14 protein-coding genes are annotated in these 16,911 nt (G+C 70.0%); 4 read left to right on the forward strand and 10 right to left on the reverse strand.

Annotated elements, in window-relative coordinates; all coding sequences use genetic code 11:
- Positions 1–58 precede the first annotated feature (58 nt).
- From ACFYWG_RS01140 to ACFYWG_RS01165, 6 genes are all read right to left on the reverse strand, one after another.
- A complete protein-coding gene (locus ACFYWG_RS01140) occupies positions 59–1,462 on the reverse strand; it encodes a GH1 family beta-glucosidase (RefSeq protein WP_383504221.1) in 1,404 nt (467 codons plus the stop codon).
- Between the two features lie 133 nt (positions 1,463–1,595).
- Positions 1,596–2,702 (reverse strand): ABC transporter ATP-binding protein, encoded by a 1,107-nt coding sequence (locus ACFYWG_RS01145; protein ID WP_389198454.1) that lies wholly within the window; start codon positions 2,700–2,702, stop codon positions 1,596–1,598.
- Positions 2,699–3,718, reverse strand: coding sequence for an ABC transporter permease (locus ACFYWG_RS01150; RefSeq protein ID WP_383504225.1), 1,020 nt, complete (start codon positions 3,716–3,718; stop codon positions 2,699–2,701). The genes ACFYWG_RS01145 and ACFYWG_RS01150 overlap by 4 nt, the downstream gene beginning before the upstream one ends.
- 3 nt (positions 3,719–3,721) lie before the next feature.
- Positions 3,722–4,702, reverse strand: coding sequence for an ABC transporter permease (locus ACFYWG_RS01155; protein ID WP_376330332.1), 981 nt, complete (start codon positions 4,700–4,702; stop codon positions 3,722–3,724).
- A complete protein-coding gene (locus ACFYWG_RS01160; RefSeq protein WP_383504227.1) occupies positions 4,699–5,772 on the reverse strand; it encodes an ABC transporter ATP-binding protein in 1,074 nt (357 codons plus the stop codon). The genes ACFYWG_RS01155 and ACFYWG_RS01160 overlap by 4 nt, the downstream gene beginning before the upstream one ends.
- A gap of 101 nt (positions 5,773–5,873) precedes the next feature.
- The gene (locus ACFYWG_RS01165) at positions 5,874–7,547 is read right to left on the reverse strand and encodes an ABC transporter substrate-binding protein (RefSeq protein WP_389198457.1); all 1,674 of its coding nucleotides are present in this window, start codon (positions 7,545–7,547) and stop codon (positions 5,874–5,876) included.
- 323 nt (positions 7,548–7,870) lie between these two features.
- On the opposite strand from ACFYWG_RS01165, the gene ACFYWG_RS01170 reads away from it, so the two are divergent.
- The 3 genes from ACFYWG_RS01170 to ACFYWG_RS01180 all read left to right on the forward strand — a co-directional run bounded on the left by ACFYWG_RS01170 (position 7,871) and on the right by ACFYWG_RS01180 (position 12,418).
- A complete protein-coding gene (locus ACFYWG_RS01170; RefSeq protein ID WP_389198459.1) occupies positions 7,871–10,345 on the forward strand; it encodes a glycoside hydrolase family 3 N-terminal domain-containing protein in 2,475 nt (824 codons plus the stop codon).
- A gap of 35 nt (positions 10,346–10,380) precedes the next feature.
- Positions 10,381–11,253 (forward strand): phytanoyl-CoA dioxygenase family protein, encoded by an 873-nt coding sequence (locus tag ACFYWG_RS01175; protein WP_389198461.1) that lies wholly within the window; start codon positions 10,381–10,383, stop codon positions 11,251–11,253.
- Between the two features lie 334 nt (positions 11,254–11,587).
- The gene (locus ACFYWG_RS01180; RefSeq protein WP_389198463.1) at positions 11,588–12,418 is read left to right on the forward strand and encodes an alpha/beta fold hydrolase; all 831 of its coding nucleotides are present in this window, start codon (positions 11,588–11,590) and stop codon (positions 12,416–12,418) included.
- A gap of 22 nt (positions 12,419–12,440) precedes the next feature.
- Here ACFYWG_RS01180 and ACFYWG_RS01185 read toward each other — a convergent pair whose 3' ends face one another.
- Genes ACFYWG_RS01185 through ACFYWG_RS01195 form a run of 3 tightly spaced genes read right to left on the reverse strand, consistent with a single transcriptional unit; the run spans position 12,441 to position 14,798 of the window.
- The gene (locus ACFYWG_RS01185) at positions 12,441–13,031 is read right to left on the reverse strand and encodes a TetR/AcrR family transcriptional regulator (protein ID WP_376330323.1); all 591 of its coding nucleotides are present in this window, start codon (positions 13,029–13,031) and stop codon (positions 12,441–12,443) included.
- Between the two features lie 37 nt (positions 13,032–13,068).
- On the reverse strand, positions 13,069–13,854 hold the full coding sequence (locus tag ACFYWG_RS01190) for a hypothetical protein (RefSeq protein ID WP_383504237.1): 786 nt from the start codon (positions 13,852–13,854) through the stop codon (positions 13,069–13,071).
- An 8-nt stretch (positions 13,855–13,862) separates the two neighbouring features.
- On the reverse strand, positions 13,863–14,798 hold the full coding sequence (locus ACFYWG_RS01195; RefSeq protein WP_383504239.1) for an ABC transporter ATP-binding protein: 936 nt from the start codon (positions 14,796–14,798) through the stop codon (positions 13,863–13,865).
- A gap of 273 nt (positions 14,799–15,071) precedes the next feature.
- Here ACFYWG_RS01195 and ACFYWG_RS01200 point away from each other — a divergent pair, with 273 nt between their 5' ends.
- Positions 15,072–15,380, forward strand: a complete 309-nt coding sequence (locus ACFYWG_RS01200) for a hypothetical protein (protein ID WP_389198466.1) — start codon at positions 15,072–15,074, stop codon at positions 15,378–15,380.
- Positions 15,381–15,502: 122 nt separating this feature from the next.
- Here the strand turns inward: ACFYWG_RS01200 and ACFYWG_RS01205 are convergent, their stop codons facing one another.
- Positions 15,503–15,856 (reverse strand): hypothetical protein, encoded by a 354-nt coding sequence (locus ACFYWG_RS01205; protein ID WP_389198468.1) that lies wholly within the window; start codon positions 15,854–15,856, stop codon positions 15,503–15,505.
- Between the last annotated feature and the right edge of the window lie 1,055 nt (positions 15,857–16,911).

Genomic DNA, 16,911 nt, shown 5'->3' on the forward strand with positions numbered 1-16,911 from the left:
CTCCCCCCTGAACGACGAAGGTGCCCCCGCGGTCGTCGACCGCGGGGGCACCTTCATGTCAGCGGGAGAACCGCTCCACGAGCCGGCTGTACCACTGCGCGCTGTCCTTGAGGGTGCGCCGCTGCGTGGCGTAGTCGACATGCACGAGCCCGAAACGGCGCCGGTAGCCCTCGGCCCACTCGAAGTTGTCCATGAGACTCCAGGCGAAGTACCCCCGGATGTCCGCTCCCTGCTCCGCCGCCCGGCACACCGCGGCGATGTGGGAGCGGAAGTACTCCACGCGCAGGGGGTCGTGCACCTGCCCGTCGGGGGCCACCTCGTCGTCGTAGGCCGCGCCGTTCTCGGTGATCACCAGGGGGGTGCCGGGGTAGTCCCGCCCGAGTCGCACGAGCAGGCGCGTCAGCCCCTCGGGGAGGACCTCCCAGCCCATCGCGGTGCGCTCGGCCCCCTGGGGTACGGTGCGGATGCCCGCGCCGTAGCCGCCCCCCTCGTCGGCGCGGGGGTCGGCCGCGTAGGTGTTGTGGCTGTAGTAGTTGACCCCGAGGGTGTCGAGAGGCTGGGCGATCTGCTCCAGGTCCCCGTCGCGGACGGGCAGTTCGATGCCCTGCCGCTCCAGGTCCGCCACCACGTCCGCCGGGTACGCGCCGCGCAGCAGGGGGTCGAGGTAGAGGCGGTTGGCGATGCCGTCGGCGCGGCGCAGTGCGTCGAGGTCGCCCGGGTCGTCGCTGGCGGCGAGGTGGTCGCTGAGGTTGAGGGTGATGCCCACCTTCAGCGGGGTGGTGGCCCGGTCCCGCAACTGCTGGGCCACCAGGCCGTGTCCGAGGAGCAGGTGGTGGGTGGCCGCCGCCGCTGCGGCCGGTTCACGGCGTCCGGGGGCGTGCATGCCCTCCGCGTAGCCGAGGTAGGCCGAGCACCAGGGCTCGTTGAGCGTGGTCCAGTGCTCGACCCGGTCCCCGAGGGCCGTCTGCACGAGGGCCGCGTAGTCGGCGAACCGGTAGGCGGTGTCGCGCGCCGGCCAGCCGCCCATGTCCTCCAGTTCCTGCGGAAGATCCCAGTGGTAGAGGGTGATCCAGGGCTGGACTCCGCGCGCGAGGAGCTCGTCCACGAGCCGCTTGTAGAAGTCCAGGCCGCGGGCGTTGGCCGGACCGCGCCCGTGGGGCTGCACCCGCGGCCAGGCGATGGAGAACCGGTAGGCGTTGACGCCGAGTCCGGCGATCATCGCCACGTCCTCGGGCATCCGCCGGTAGTGGTCGCAGGCGACGTCACCGTTGTGCTGGCCGACCACCGCTCCCGGCACACGGCAGAAGGTGTCCCAGATCGACGGGGTACGGCCGTCCTCCGAGGCCGCCCCCTCGATCTGGTACGACGAGGTGGCGACACCCCACAGGAAGTCGGCCGGCAGGTGTGCCAGGCCGGGATCCGGTTCGGCGGCGGTGGCGGTGGGCGCGGTGGTGCTGTTCACGTGTCTCCCAAGGGTGTGAGGGCTGCGGACGTGCTCATGGACGTGCGGTGCGGGCGCAGATGCGCAGGGCTGAGGCACCGCCGGCGCCAGACGCTGGAGACGGCGGTGCGGGGGTACGGCTTTGTCGTGGTGGCTAGCGGCCGGACTGCAGCGTGGGGGCCCGGTGATCGAAACGCGCGGCGGCGGGCGGTGCCGTGCGGGCCAGGTGCTCGGGCGTGGCGGCCTGCGGGTGGTGCAACCAGCAGGCCACGTGACGCCCGGACGCCTCGTCGCCGGCCGGTGTGGTCAGTTCGGGACGATGCCGGGTGCACAGCTGCATGGCGTGCGCGCAGCGGGGGTGCAGGACGCAGCCGGACGGCAGTGCCTTGAGGTCCGGCGGCGAACCCGGGATGCCGGTCAGCTCCCTGCGCTCGCCGCGCAGGGCCGGGAAGGAGTTGAGCAGCCCGTGGGTGTAGGGGTGGCGTGGGCTGCGGTACAGCTCGTGTGCGGCGGCGTCCTCCACGAGCCGCCCCCCGTACATGATCGCTATGCGGTCGGAGAACTCGACGAGCAGGGACAGGTCGTGGGTGATGAAGACGACCGCGAAGTCGAACCGGTCCCGCAGGTCCCGCAGTCTCGCCAGGATCTGCCGCTGCATCACCACGTCCAGCGCGGTGGTGGGTTCGTCCATGATGACCACGTCGGGGTCGAGTGCGAGCGCCATGGCGATCATCACCCGCTGCCGCATGCCCCCGGACAACTGGTGCGGGTAGCTGTCGAGCCGGTCGTCGGCGATCCCGACCAGGCGCAGCAGATCGGCGGCCCGTGCGCGCTGCTCCTGCGCGCCGGTCGCGGGCCGGTGGGCGCGGATGACGTCGGTGAGCTGCTCGCTGACGCGGCTGACGGGGTTGAGCGAGTTCATCGCGCCCTGGAAGACGATGGACGTCTCCTGCCAGCGGAAGGCGCGCAGCTGCCGGTCGCTCATGGTGAGCAGATCCATCGAGCCACCGGACGAGGGGTGGTAGAGGACCTGGCCGCCGGTGATGACGCCGGGGGGTGGCAGGAGCCTGGTGGCGCCGTAGGCGAGGGTGGACTTGCCGCTGCCGCTCTCGCCGGCCAGTCCGAGGACCTCTCCGCGGTGCAGGGTGAGGTCGATGGCGTCGATGGCCTGGACGGCGTCGTCGCCGGTGCCGTAGGCGACGGACAGGCCACGGATGTCGAGGACCGGGCTGCCGGGGCCGGTTGCCGGGACGGGCGTCATGTCAGGTCCTTTGCGACGATGGGGGCGATCGGTGCGAAGTCCTCGCTCGTGAAGGGGCCGCCGGCCGCGGTGGACGCGGTTTCGGCGGGAGCCGGCGCGGGGAGCACGGCGGTGAATCCGACGCGCATCCGGGCGCGGCGCCGCGCCGCCGAGGTGAGGCTGCGCCGTTCAGCGCGCGGCAACGGCGTCCGGCGCACCCGCAGGCGCGGGTTGACGAGTTCGTCGATGCCGAAGTTCACCAGTGCCAGGGCGGTGCCCAGCAGCGCGATGCACAGACCGGCCGGAACGAACCACCACCAGGCGTTCTGGGCGAGTGCCTGGTTGCTCTGGGCCCAGAACAGGATGGTTCCCCAGTTCCACCGCGAGAGGTCGACCACTCCGATGAACGACAGGGTCACCACCGACAGCACCGCGTTGACGACGGTGCCCACGAAGCTGGAGACGATGACGGCGGAGAGGTTGGGCAGCACCTCGAAGACGATGATGCGCCAGGTGGGCTCGCCCACGGCTCGGGCCGCGGTCACGTAGTCGCGCCGGCGCAGGGACAGCGTCTGCGCGCGCAGCACCCGCGCTCCCCAGGCCCAGCCGGTCAGACCGATGACGGCGGCCACGACGAGGTCACCGGACTCGGGCAGCAGCGAGGCGATGATGATGATCAGAGGCAGTCCCGGCAGGACAAGGAAGACGTTGCCGACCGCGGACAGGGCTTCGTCCGCCGGACCTCCGAGGTAGCCGGAGGTGATGCCGACGAGGCAGGACAGGACCGTCGCGATCAGCGCCGACAGGAAGCCGACGAGGAGGACGCCGCGGGTGCCGATCAGAAGCTGGGAGAAGACGTCCTGGCCGCTCTGGGTGGTGCCGAGGAGATGGTCGGTGCTCGGCGGCGCCAGGACGTCGGCGCTCATGGCCGACGGGTCGTACGGGGCGACCCAGGGGCCGACGACGGCGACGACGACGAACAGGCCGATGATCGTCAGGCCCACTCGTGTCTTGGTGGAGGAGAGCAGGGCTTTCACCGCTCAGCCCTCCCTTCTGGTGCGCGGGTCGAGGAGGACGTAGACCATGTCGGCGATGAGGTTGGCCGCCAGCACGGTCAGCGTGATGATCAGGAAGATGCCCTGCATCAGCGGGTAGTCCTTGGCGCCGACGGCCTGGAAGAGGATGAACCCGATGCCCGGGTAGGAGAAGACCATCTCCACCAGGAGGGTGCCGCCGACGATGAAGCCGAGGGACAGCGCGAAACTGGAGACGCTGGGCAGGACGGCGTTGCGTGCCGCGTACCCGATCATCACCCGGCGTTCGGGCAGGCCCTTGGCGTGCGCGACGGTGACGTAGTCCTCCGAGGAGACGGTGACCATCATGTTGCGCATGCCGAGGACCCAGCCGGACATGGCGCTCAGCACGATGGTGATGGCGGGAAGGGCGGCGTGGTAGAGCACGCTGGGCACGAAGTAGGTGTCGAACGCGGGGACGAGCGCGTTGTCGTAGCCGCCCGAGGCCGGGAAGAGCGGCCACCTGACGGCGAAGACGGAGATGGCGATCAGGCCCAGCCAGAAGTAGGGGATGGCCGAGATGAAGCTGGTGACCGGCAGCAGTGCGTCGGCCCAGGAGCCGCGCCGCCAGCCGGCGATCACCCCGGCTGCCGTGCCCAGCAGGAAGCTGAGCAGCGTGGTCGCGCCCACCAGGCCGAGGGTCCACGGCAGGGAGTCGGCGATCACGTCGGAGACGGGCGTGGGGAAGAAGGTGAAGCTGAGGCCGAAGTCCAGGTGGAACAGCCGGTTCCAGTAGTCCAGGTACTGCGACCACAGGCTCTGGCTGCTGTCCAGCCCGAACAGGACCGTCAGTGATTCCCGGGCATCGCTGGACAGACGCCCCTGGTAGCGGGCGAGCAGCGCCTGGACCGGGTCACCGGGCATCATGCGGGGGAGGAAGAAGTTGACGGTGATGGCCGCCCACGCCGTGAACAGGTAGAAGGCCAGGCGCTGGAGCACGAACCTCATGGTCTCGCCTCCTGTTCGCCGGCCGCCGTGCCGGCCGTCGCCGCACCCGTCACCGCGTCCGTGTAGAGCCAGCACTTGGCCCAGTGGCCGTCGCCGAGATCGGCGCGCGGGGGCGGCTGGGTGCGGCATCGCTCCATCGCCGACGGGCAGCGGGGGTGGAAGCGGCAGCCCGCGGGCGGGGAGATGAGGCTGGGCGGCTCCCCGGAGTCGGTCGGCAGGGCGTTGTCGTCCAGGGGGGTGTCGGGGTCGGGCGCGGAGTCGATGAGCAGCTGCGTGTAGGGGTGCGCGGGGCGTTGGGTGAGGGTCTCGCTGTCCGCGCTCTCCACCATGTGGCCGGCGTACATCACCGCGGTCCTGTCGGCGAAGTAGCGGGCGGAGGCGATGTCATGGGTGATGTAGAGGACGGCCAGACCGCGGGTGTCGGTGAGCCGGCGCAGCAGGTTGAGCACGCCGAGGCGGATCGACACGTCGAGCATGGAGACCGGTTCGTCGGCCAGCAGGACCGAGGGCCGGGCGGCGAGGGCCCGGGCGATGGCCACGCGCTGGCGCTGGCCGCCGGAGAGCTCGTGCGGGTACTTGTCCAGGTAGCGGTCGGCCGGGGTCAGTTGCACGTCGGCCAGCAGCTCGGCGAGGGCGTCCTCGAGCGCGGCCCCGCGGAGCGTGCCGCGGTGGATGCGCAGGGCGCGGGTGAGGTGGTAGCGGATGCTGTGGACGGGGTTGAGGGAGGCGAAGGGGTCCTGCAGGATCAGCTGGACGTCGGCGCAGTAGGCGCGGAAGGCCCGGTAGCCCTTCATCCGCAGCGGGTTGCCGTGCAGGGAGATGGTGCCGGCGCTGGCGGGTTCCAGTCCGGCGAGGAGGCGAGCCACGGTGGACTTGCCCGAGCCGGACTCGCCGACGAGGGCGGTGACCTGTCCGGCGGGCAGGGCGAGGTCGAGGGCGTCGACGGCGTGCACGTGGCGGGTGCGGCGGGCGGCCAGGTCCCGGGGCGTACGGCGGACCGGATAGTGCTTGGTGAGCGCTTCGGCCTCGAGTGCGGCTGCTGGCTCGGGTGTTCGGAGTGGATACGGCATGCCGTGCTGGCTCTTCCTTCGCGCGTCGGAACGGGGCTCGGTGGAGGGGTGTCCGACGGTCGGCCGGCGTCAGGGCGGCGCGACCGCCGGACACCCCGGTCTCAGGAGGCTTCGCGCAGGTGGAGCACCACGTCGAGGGCGGTGGCCTGCGTGGGCTGCGGCGGCGCGTACGAGTCGGACGCCGTCGGCCAGCCGACCCAGTGCTTGGTGCTGTACTCCGCTCCGATGGGGTTGGCGTGGGTCGGGATCATGGGCACCTCCTCCACCATGATCTTCTGCAGGGTGTTCAGTGCCTTCCGCCGGGTGTCGTCGCTGATCGCCGCCGCGTAGGCGGTGATGGCGCGGCCCGCCTCGTCACTGCGGAAGCGGCCCTGGTTCCCGCCTGCGGCGGGCTTGCCGACCGGCTGCAACTGGGCCTGGTCCATGACGTTCTTGTACATGTCGTACGGGGTGGAACCACCGTTGGTCCAGTGGAGCGTGGCGTCGAAGTCGCCGTTGTTGAAGGCCTCCGTCCACGCTTCGACGGTCTGCGTGCGCACCTTCGCCTTGATGCCGAGCTTCGCCATCCCCGCCTTGATGATGTCGAGGTCGGCGAGGTAGTCGGCCCAGCCGGCGGGGTCGGTCAGCGTGACCTCGACCCGCTTGCCGCCGCGGTCGTGCAGCGCCCCGCCGCGCAGCGAGTAGCCGGCCTCGTCCAGGATCTTCTTCGCCTCGTCGACGTCCACCTTCAGGCGGGCGTCCTTGTACTGCGGGGCGAGGAAGGCCTCTCCGGCGGGCAGCATGATCCCGGTCGGGCTCTCGACGGCGGGGGCGAGGCCGTACTGGCCCTGCTCGTGGATGAGCCGGCGGTCGACGATCAGGTTGACCGCTCGGCGCAGGGCGCGGTCCTTGAACGGGCCCCGCTCGTTGTTCACCCACAGGCCGTTGATGCCGAGGCCGGAGGGGAACCAGGCCTTGTGGTGGGCGGGGTCCTTGGACTTGTAGACCTGGTCCAGGTTGGGGAGGGAGACGAACGACCACTGCAGGCTGCCGTTGGCGAGGGCGGTGGTCGCCGCGGTGTTGTCGTTGTAGGACGTGTAGCGCAGCTCCTTGACCCGGGGCTCCGGCTTCCAGTAGCCCTTGCGCGCTTTCAGCGTCACGCTCTGCGAGGTGAAGCGGGACAGCGTGTACGGGCCGGTCGCCACCGGCTTCGGGTTCGTCCAGGTCTCCGGGTTCTTGACGCTCTCCCAGATGTGCTTGGGCACCTGGAAGACGGACAGGATGTTCGCCTCGTTCACGAACTGCGGGGTGTCAAATCCGAGCACCACGCTGTCGCCCTCGGTCCTGACCGTCTTGTAGGGGACGGCGGAGCCGTTCAGCGCGGGATGGCGCTTGACCAGGTCGAAGGAGAAGGCGACGTCGTCGGCGGTGAAGGGCTTGCCGTCCGACCACGTCACGTCGGCGCGCACGTGGAGGGTGAGCGACTTGTAGTCCTTCGACCACTCCCAGTCCTTCGCCAGCCACGGCTTGGGCTCCGCCGCCGGCTGGATCGGGTTCACCATGGCCAGCGGCTCGTACATCATGTGCCGGTAACCCAGCGCCGCGCCCGCGGAGGTGTTGAGGAACGGGTTGTGGTTGGCCGCCTGGGGACCGCTCGGCATCCCGACGGTCAGGACGCCGCCGCCACCGCCGCCCTTGGCGTTGCGGTCGGCGTTGGGGCTGGAGGTGCATGCTCCGAGGAGAAGCGTGGCACCGAGACCGAGCGCGATGCTCGACCTGATTCTGGCAGGGGTCATCCCAGTCTCCCTCGGGAGCGGTAGGGCGGGCGGGCCGCGTGTATGAGAGCTGCCGCGTGCCGCGCATCGGGCGGATCCGGCGGTGAGCCGTCGCGGAAGCGATTACGCGAGAGTGAACAGCCTATTGAAACTGCGGTCAAGCCTTCTGTCGTGATCGGCAGCCAACTCCGCGGTCAAAATGGGGCTTTTTGCCATGTAACTACTCTCTGGTGCTGCGAGATGGGTTGAAATGAAGAGCCGAACGGCTCTAGTTTCATTGAAGTTTCAGCGCTGTCACTCTCAAGCCGACGCATCCGTCGGCACCAACCATCCGCGGAGGAAGCATGACGGCAGAGCGACCACGGCCGACGGCGAAGGAGCGCGCGAACGCGCGAACGCTGCCCGCTTGGCGCGACCCGGATCTCGACGACGCCGACCGCGTGACCCGCCTGCTTGCCGAGATGACACTCGAGGAGAAGATCGCCCAGCTGTACGGCGTCTGGGTCGGGGCAGAGGTCGACGGCTCCGGAGTGGCCCCCCACCAGCACGAGATGGCCGGCGACGAGGACATCGAAGCCCTCACCGCCCACGGCCTGGGCCAGTTGACCCGTTCCTTCGGCACCCGCCCGGTCGATCCCGCCCTGGGCGCCCTCGCCCTGGCCCGAGCCCAGCAGCGTCTGGTCAGCGGCACGCGCCTGGGCATACCCGCCGTCGCGCACGAGGAGTGCCTGGCCGGATTCACCGCCCACGGCGCCACCGTCTACCCGGTCCCCTTGTCCTGGGGCGCCACCTTCGACCCCGCCCTCGTCCGCGAAGCGGCCACCGCGATCGGCACGGACCTGCGCTCGGTCGGCGTGCACCAGGGACTGGCACCCGTTCTGGACGTCGCCCGCGATCTGCGCTGGGGACGCGTCGAGGAGACCATCGGCGAAGACCCCTACCTGGTCGGCACCGTCGGAGCCGCCTATGTGCGCGGCCTCCAGTCAGCAGGTGTCATCGCCACCCTGAAGCACTTCGCCGGCTACTCGGCCTCCCAGGGCGGCCGCAACCTCGCGCCGGTGCAGCTCGGCCCGCGCGAGCTGGCCGACGTCCTGCTCCCGCCCTTCGAGATGGCCGTGCGGGACGCCGGAGCCCGCTCCGTCATGCACGCCTACACCACTCTCGACGGCGTGCCGAGCGCGGCCGATCCGCGGCTGCTGACCGATCTGCTGCGCGAGGACTGGCAGTTCGACGGCACCGTGGTGGCCGACTACTTCGGCGTCGCGTTCCTCGAACGACTGCACAGGGTCGCCGGCTCACTCGGGCATGCCGCCCACCTCGCCCTGAACGCGGGCGTCGACGTCGAACTCCCCACCGGCCACTGCTACGCGCACCCCCTGCTCACCGCCGTCGAGAAGGGCCAGGTCCCGGAGAGCCTCGTGGACCGCGCCGTCACCCGCGTCCTGCTGCAGAAGTGCTCGCTCGGCCTGCTCGACGGCGACTACGACCCGCTGCCCGAACGGCTCGCCGCTCTGCTGAACGCCGGGGACGAGGAACTCGACAGCCCCACGGCCCCGGACGCCGTCGAAGGAGGCGTCGACCTCGACAGCGCCGGCAACCGCGACCTGGCCAGGCGCCTCGCCGAGCAAGCCGTCATCCTGCTGGCCAATCCCCCGGCCGCCGACGGCCGGCCCACGCTTCCCGTCACCGGCATCGGCAGCATCGCCGTCCTGGGCCCCCTCGCCGACGACCAGGCAGCGCTCCTCGGCTGCTACTCCTTCCCCGCGCACGTGGGCCAGCAGCACCCGGACGTCCCCACAGGCGTTCCTCTGCCCACGGTCCTGCAAGCGGTGCGCCGGGAGTTCCCCGCAGGCACCGTGCGCTGGGAGCAGGGCTGCCCCCTGCCCGAGCACACAGGCCACGAGGGGGCGGACGACGACGGCGAACGCCGGGCGCGGAGCAGCCGCGCTCTCGAAGCCGCCGCGGCCCTGGCCGCTGACAGCGACCTGTGCGTCGTGGTCGTCGGCGACAAGGCCGGCCTGTTCGGCCGGGGCACCTCCGGGGAGGGGTGCGACGCACCCGACCTCTCCCTTCCGGGAGACCAGGCGGCCCTGCTCGACGCCGCGCTCGGCACGGGCACGCCCGTCGTCCTGGTGGTCACCAGCGGCCGGCCCTACGCACTCGGCCGCTGGGCGGACAGGCTGGCAGCCGTCGTCCAGGCGTTCTTCCCCGGTGAAGAGGGAGCCGGCGCCATCGCCGGTGTCCTGTCCGGGCGGATCAACCCCTCCGGCCGCCTTCCCGTCAGCGTGCCGCGCCTGCCCGGAGGGCAGCCGTGGACCTATCTCCAGCCGCCGCTCGGGCTGTCCAACGACACCAGCAGCCTCGATCCGACCCCGCTCTTCCCCTTCGGCCACGGCCTTTCCTACACCGGCTTCGCCTGGGAGGACCCTCGCTGCCCGGAGCAGGTGATCACCACCGACGGCCGCGTCAGCGCCGAGGTGACGATCCGCAACACGGGCCCGCGCAGCGGCACCGAAGTCGTGCAGCTCTACCTGCACGACCCCCTCGCCACCGTCTCCCAGCCCGTCCGGCGCCTCATCGGCTACGCCCGGGTCGACCTCGCTCCCGGACAGGCGCGACGGGTGGTCTTCGACATCCACGCCGACGTCTTCTCCTACACGGACGGCACGGGCACGCGCGTCGTCGAGCCCGGGGACGTCGAACTGCACCTCGGCGCGTCGTCCTCCCTCATCCACCACCGACTGCCGCTCCGCGTCCAGGGCGCGCTGCGCGCGGTGGGCCACGACCGTGTCATGACCTGCAACGCCTTCGTGCACTGAAACGACGGCACCGCATCCGATCAAGGAGCACTTCCATGAACCGACCAGCACCCGCAGACACCCTCCAGGACCGGCAGGCCGCCTACCGGGCAGACGGATACCTGGTGGTCCCCCAACTGCTCGCAGCATCCGAGATCGACGCACTCCGGCACGAGGCGGGCCGCATCGGCCGCGGTGAACTGGGCGCGGTCGACGGCCTCCAACCGGCCGCAGCGGACGCCTCGGACGACGAAGCCGCCCGCCGGTTCCTGTGTGTCCACTTCCCGCACAAGCTCTCCGCGCTGATGCACTCCGTCCTCTCCCACCCCGAGATCGTCGCCACGCTCACCGGGCTCATCGGCCCCGACGTGAAAGCCATGCAGTCCATGCTCTTCACCAAGGGCGAGGGCAGACCAGGACAGGCCTGGCACCAGGACGAGTTCTGGATCCCCACCCGCGACCGGTCCCTGACCGGGGTGTGGATCGCCATGGACGACGCGACCGTGGAGAACGGCTGCCTGTGGGCGCTGCCGGGATCGCACCGCACCGGCGTGCTCTACCCCGACCGGGAGCACACGGACCAGCGCTTCGACTGCACGGTCGAGTCCTACGGCTTCCCCTACGAGGACGACGACGCCGTCCCTCTGGAAGTGAAGGCGGGAGACGTCATCTTCTTCAACGGCTACCTGCTGCACCGCTCCCTGCCCAACACGGGCCGGCACGGGATGCGACGAGCACTCGTCAACCACTACATGAGCGCCCAGTCCGTCCTGCCCTGGCAGAGCCCGCCGGCCGACGTCCACATCGGCAAGTGGGACTACCGCGACATCGTGCTGGTGGCCGGCACCGATCCCTACGCCTACCGGGGCACCCCCAGCCTCTCCGCCCCCATGGTCCGCCCGGACCGCGAGGGAGGCTGCGCACGCTGATCGGCAGGTTCCTCCCACGTCGCCGCCCGGCGACGGCGACGTGGGTGCGCCGGCAGTCGAGCCGACCAGGTGTGCGCCGACAGCGACGCACAGACGACGCACTCACCTGCCCCACGTGCGGAATGCATCGCCGTGCCTACGATGGGAGAGGCGCGTGACAGTCGGACCTGAGCACGGAGCGGCACCGGATCGCCTTCTCATCGGTCACCGGGCGTTACCGCAGAGCGTCGCCCGCTGTGACGCCGTGCGGCCGACCGAGAGCCACAAGGCACCTGCGACCGCTCGTGGATGTCCGCGCTCGGGAAACCTCCAGCCAAGTCGAACGAGGTCTGAGATGAGCACCGTGACGACTCCTGACGGCACCACCCTCTTCTACAAGGATTGGGGACCTCGCGACGGCCGGCCCGCCGTCTTCCATCACGGGTGGCCCCTCAGCTCTGACGACTGGGATGCTCAACTGCTCTTCTTCTCCGCCGAAGGCTTCCGCGTCATCGCCCACGACCGCAGAGGCCACGGACGGTCGAGCCAGCCCGCGTTCGGCCACGACATGGACACCTACGTCGAGGACGTCAACGCGCTGACCGACGCGCTGGACCTGCAGGACGCCGTACACATCGGGCACTCGACCGGCGGCGGGGAAGTCGCCCGGTACGTCGCTCAGGCCAAGCCGGGCCGGGTCGCCAAGGCAGTGCTCGTAGCGGCAGTGCCTCCGGTCATGGTCAAGAAGGACAGCAACCCCGACGGCACGCCGCTCGAGGTGTTCGACGGATTCCGTGCCGCTCTCGCAGCCAACCGTGCCGACTTCTTCCGCGAACTGCCCACCGGGCCGTTCTACGGCTTCAACCGGCCTGGGGCCCAGGTCTCCCAGGGCCTGATCGACCGGTGGTGGCTCCAGGGAATGATGGGGGCGACCAACGCACACTACGAGTGCATCAAGGCGTTCTCGGAGACCGACTTCACCGAAGATCTGAAGAAGATCACGGTTCCTGTCCTCGTCCTGCACGGCACGGACGACCAGGTCGTGCCGTACGCGGATTCCGGCCCCAAGTCGGCGGAACTCCTGGCTCACGGCACACTCAAGAGCTACGAGGGCTATCCGCACGGCATGCTGTCCACGCACCCCGACGTGCTCAACCCGGACATCCTCGCCTTCATCCGCTCGTAGGCCGCCCGGGCTTGCCGCACCATCAGGAACCCGGCGGCAGGAGGCCGTGGAGAACGACGTCCACCGCCTGCGCCATGGTGGGCAGCGCCGCGAGCGTGTCCGGCGGAAGGGGGGGACTCATCGCCATGCCGAACAGCATGGACAGCAGCACCACGGCACCGTGCGCCGGGTCGATGTCCGAGCGCAGGCGACCGAGTTCCTGCTCGGCCCGGAGGTACTCGGTCAGCCGGCCCGGCGGGCCCGGCAAAGCGCCCGCGGGCGGGGCCACCCGCGCGAGCTCCGGATCGGTGAGGAGAGCCAGCTCCAGGGGAAGGATGTCGGCGCGCAGGGTGGCCAACTGGGTCAGGCAGTCCGTGAGGTTGGCGGCGACCGTCGCCGTGCCCGCCCGTGCGGGCAGGCCGTCGATCCAGTCGACGACATGCTGGTTCTGGCGCATGATCGCCTCGACGAACAAGGTGGCCTTGTCGGGGAAGTGCCGGTACAGCGTGCCCTCGGCCACGCCCGCCGCCTGCGCGATCGCCCGCGTGGTCGTCTTGGCGTAGCCGAGTTCTCCCACGAGCCGGATGGCCGTGTCGACCAGTTTGGTCCGCGTAGCGGTGCCGCGGGGTGCCATGGCTCGTCCCCTCTCTCGGGCGTCGGATGTGCGACGGTCAGTCGGTGATGTCGCGCCTCTTGAACACGACAAGTGCGACGCCCAAGCTTAGGAGGGTGTAGAGAGTGCCGAGAACCAGCGCGCTTCCGTAGGGCACGTCGCTGGTTCCTCCTTGTGCGAGCGCGCTCAGGGTGGCGCCCGGCATCCAGTCGGCCAGGGCGTCCAGCGCGGATGTGATGACGGTTTCCACGACGAGGACGTAGCCCACGCCGACGGAGATCGCGATGGCTGCGGACCTCGTGAGCAGGGCCAGCACCAGTCCGATCACTCCCCACACGAGCAGAGCGAAGAACAGGTTGAGCCAGGCGCCGGCCAGCGTGGGTACGACGTCGTCGCTCCACGCCGACACGTCGACCCCGGCCTGCCGGGCGGCCACGGGGGCGACGAGCAGGTTGACGACGAGGGCCACCGTCGCCGCGACGGCTGTCCACAGGGTCAGCGCGCCGACCTTCCCCAGCAGCAGCCTGGCCCGGTCGGGCTGGGCGGACGCGGTCAACCGGATCAAGCCGCTGCTGTAGTCTCCGGCCGTCGCGATCGCCCAGAACGACAGGGTGACCACGCCGTACATGCTGGCGGCCGAGGACAGGCCTGCGGTGATCCCGTCCGAAGCCTGCCACTGGGCGAGCGTCGGGAAGGAGACGCCGGGACCCGCCTGCGGTGACGCCGAGGAGGCGCCGACGACCTGGGCCATCACCATGTTGATCATGAGGGTGAAGAGGATCGTCAGGCCGAACCAGCCGAAGGCGACGCCCTTGCGGCGGATCCGCAGGAGCTCGCTGCGCATTGCGTTGATCATGATGCCTTCCGATCCGCGGCCGCGGCGCGCGCCGCCGTGAGCTCCCGGTCGCTCGTGCCGGTCATCTCGAGGAAGATCTCCTCCAGGCTGCCGCGTACCGGGGTCATCGAACTGAGGGTGATGCCGCCACGGGTGGCGGCTCGATTGATGGCGGCGCCCTGGGGCTCGTCCGCGACGACGCTCAGACCTCGATCGGCAGCGGGCTCGACCTGCCAGCCGTCCGCGGTGAGCAGTTCCCGCAGGGCACCGGTGTCCGCCTCGTGTTCCGCGGTGATCACGAGGCGCTGCCGGGTGCGGGCGAGGAGGTCGGTGACGGAACCCGAGTAGACGAGGTGGCCGAAACGGATCACCACCAGGAAGTCGCAGATCGCTTCGATCTCCGCGAGGAGGTGGGAGGAGACGATGACGGTCCTGCCCGACCGGGCCAGGTCCGCCAGCAGGCTCCGGATCTCGACGATGCCGGAGGGATCCAGGCCGTTCGTCGGTTCGTCGAGGATGAGCAGCGCGGGATCGGGCAGGAGTGCCGCCGCGATTCCCAGACGCTGCTTCATTCCCAGGGAGAAGCGCTTGACGGGCTCGTCCTCCCGGCCCGTCAGACCGACGACCTGGAGCACCTCCCCCACGCGGGAGGAGTCGAGCCCCCGCAGCCGGGCCAGGGACAGCAGGTTCGCGCGGGCGGAGAGCGCGGGCACGAAGGCGGGATTCTCCACCAGTGCGCCGACGCGGCCCAGGTAGCGGCCGGGTGAGCTGATCGGCTCCCCCAGCACCTCGGCCGTCCCCGAGGTGGGGGTGATCAGACCCAGCAGCATGCGGATGAGGGTCGACTTGCCCGACCCGTTCGGGCCGACGAGACCGATCACGCCCGCTTCCGGCAGTTCCAGGGTCAGATCGTCGAGAGCCGTCACCTCCCCGAAGCGTCGGGTGAGTCCCACGGTATTGATCACACTCATCATCCCTCCAAAGCGTGTGAGCGCTCACTCACATTATGGGCGCCGGGAGGAGGAGAGTGTCAAGCGCGGGAGGGAACGCAGGGGTCCGCAGCCCTGTGGCTTCGCCGTGGAGGGTTTTCCGCGGGCCACGTCACCAAGCCGTCGGTGACCCTCCGGGCGAGCGATCCGGAACCTGGATCTGACCTTCACAGCCAGTGACCCTCGACTGCCAGCGCGAGGAAGGGGCCACCTCCGACGGCACCCTGCTCGTGACGGGTGCGCGTACGGCATCGGCATGACGAGCAGCTCGTCGCGACCTACGGTGAGGGCGTCTTCGACGAGGCGATCCGGCTGCTCGTCCCCGACTCCGCCTACGACGACTGCGACCTGCACGCGCAGACGGTGGAGCCGAGGGGCGCGGACCACTGCGGGAGCACCACGACATGTGAGTGTCTCGCTTTCCTCCTGGCGGCACTCACCGGAACGGCGGAAACGCAGTACTCCAGCTACCTCCGCGACGTACTGAACCCCGCAGAGCAGTGCTTCGTGACGGCCGACCAGGCTCTCGGAGCATCCGGCCGGTGACGCCGTCGACCGCTCTCACCGAGCATCCGGGCCCTGCCCACCCCGGCGCTTGAAGGAGTCGGCGGCGGCGCACCTGGCCCACATCGCCGGCAGGCTGAGCGGTCGGGGCGACGGTCGCGGGCCTACCTCTCGTCAGGTTCGTCCTCGTGGCGCAGCCCCCGTGATGGGCCTCTGACGGAGCCCAGGACCCGCTTGCCCTGCTGGTCGACAAGACGTGTCACGGTTTCCTGGGCGACGCCGAACACGAGGGCCCACGCGAGGATCTGGGCGCCGGAGTCCAGATCCGTCAACCCCGGCACGAAGCCGCCCTGGATCACCAGCAGACCGAAGACCGCTGCCAGGGCACCGACCGGCAGGCGCAACAGCAGCAGGCAGATGGGCACCATGTACGGCGTCGCCGTCCCCTGCATGTGGCGCAGGGACACGGCTCCCGCCAGAGTCGCCCCGCACAGCCCGAAGAACTCCACGATGAGCACGTCGGCGCCCTCCGGTGTCCCGCTGATCGGGCAGACCAAGTTGGTGTTGGCCTGAAGCAGAGCTTCTGCGCTATCGCGGTCGGCTCGGCATATCCCCAGAAGACGACGAGGCCGGCGATGAGACCGGTGAGAAGCACCGAGGTCAGCAGGATGTTGCGGAAGCTGCGTGCCCTTGCCCTCTCCAGGTCCTGGGCGTCGTTGGCGGCGCGCAGCGCCCGCACCGCGAGGTCCTTGAACCGAGAGTCCACGTCGTGCCCGCCGCTTGTGCGGAGTTGCAACTCCAGTTCGTTGCGCAGTGGATCCTCGTCGCCCAGATGCTGCTGGGCCCGCGCGAGAACCTCCCGCCCCCACCACGCGAGTTCCGCCTCACCGGCGAGCTTCAGAATGGTCACCTCAGCGCGGTGGATGTTCGCCCAGGTGCGGTCCACGGCCGAGCCGGACAGCAGGGACAGCGGTGTGTCTCTGCTGTTGATGGCCTCCCGAGCCGCCTCCAACTGAACCTTGGCCTTCTTCACGAGGCGCTGTCGCTCGCTCGACAACTCACCGCGGGCCTCGATCGTGCCCAGATCACCCTGGAGTTCGGCGACATAGGCCGACGCACGTTGGTGCCAGGAGGACTTCCGCCTGCCTGCCACATCTCCGTCTTCGTCGGGGATGATCCGCACCGGGGAATGCACCATGGTTCCGCCCTCCGCAGAGCGACCCGGAGTTCACCCCTACAGGGTCCTCATCTCCAAGTCTCCGCCAGGCGACCTCAATTGCAAGTCAGCGAGCGGCCTTTCGCCGGGTTCGCCGGCCGTCTTCCTCCAGGGTCCGATGTGTTCGCTCCGTCCGGCGAACCCGTCTGACGTGTAAGCCCCCTCCCCCCAGCCGTGCGCCGACAGGAAGCCGGCCCGGGGCATGCCAATCGGGCTGTGGTGATTCGGCAGCCTCTCCTCAGGTTATGCGAAAAAGCCCGGGGAGGAAGTTTCGCGAGCCTATGACAAGCAAAGTCGACAGGACGCTCATTTCGCCATCAACAATTGATGCCGACACGAAGTCGAAATTTGTTGAAT

It is taken from the genome of Streptomyces sp. NPDC003456 (assembly GCF_042878735.1).
GTDB lineage: Bacteria > Actinomycetota > Actinomycetes > Streptomycetales > Streptomycetaceae > Streptomyces.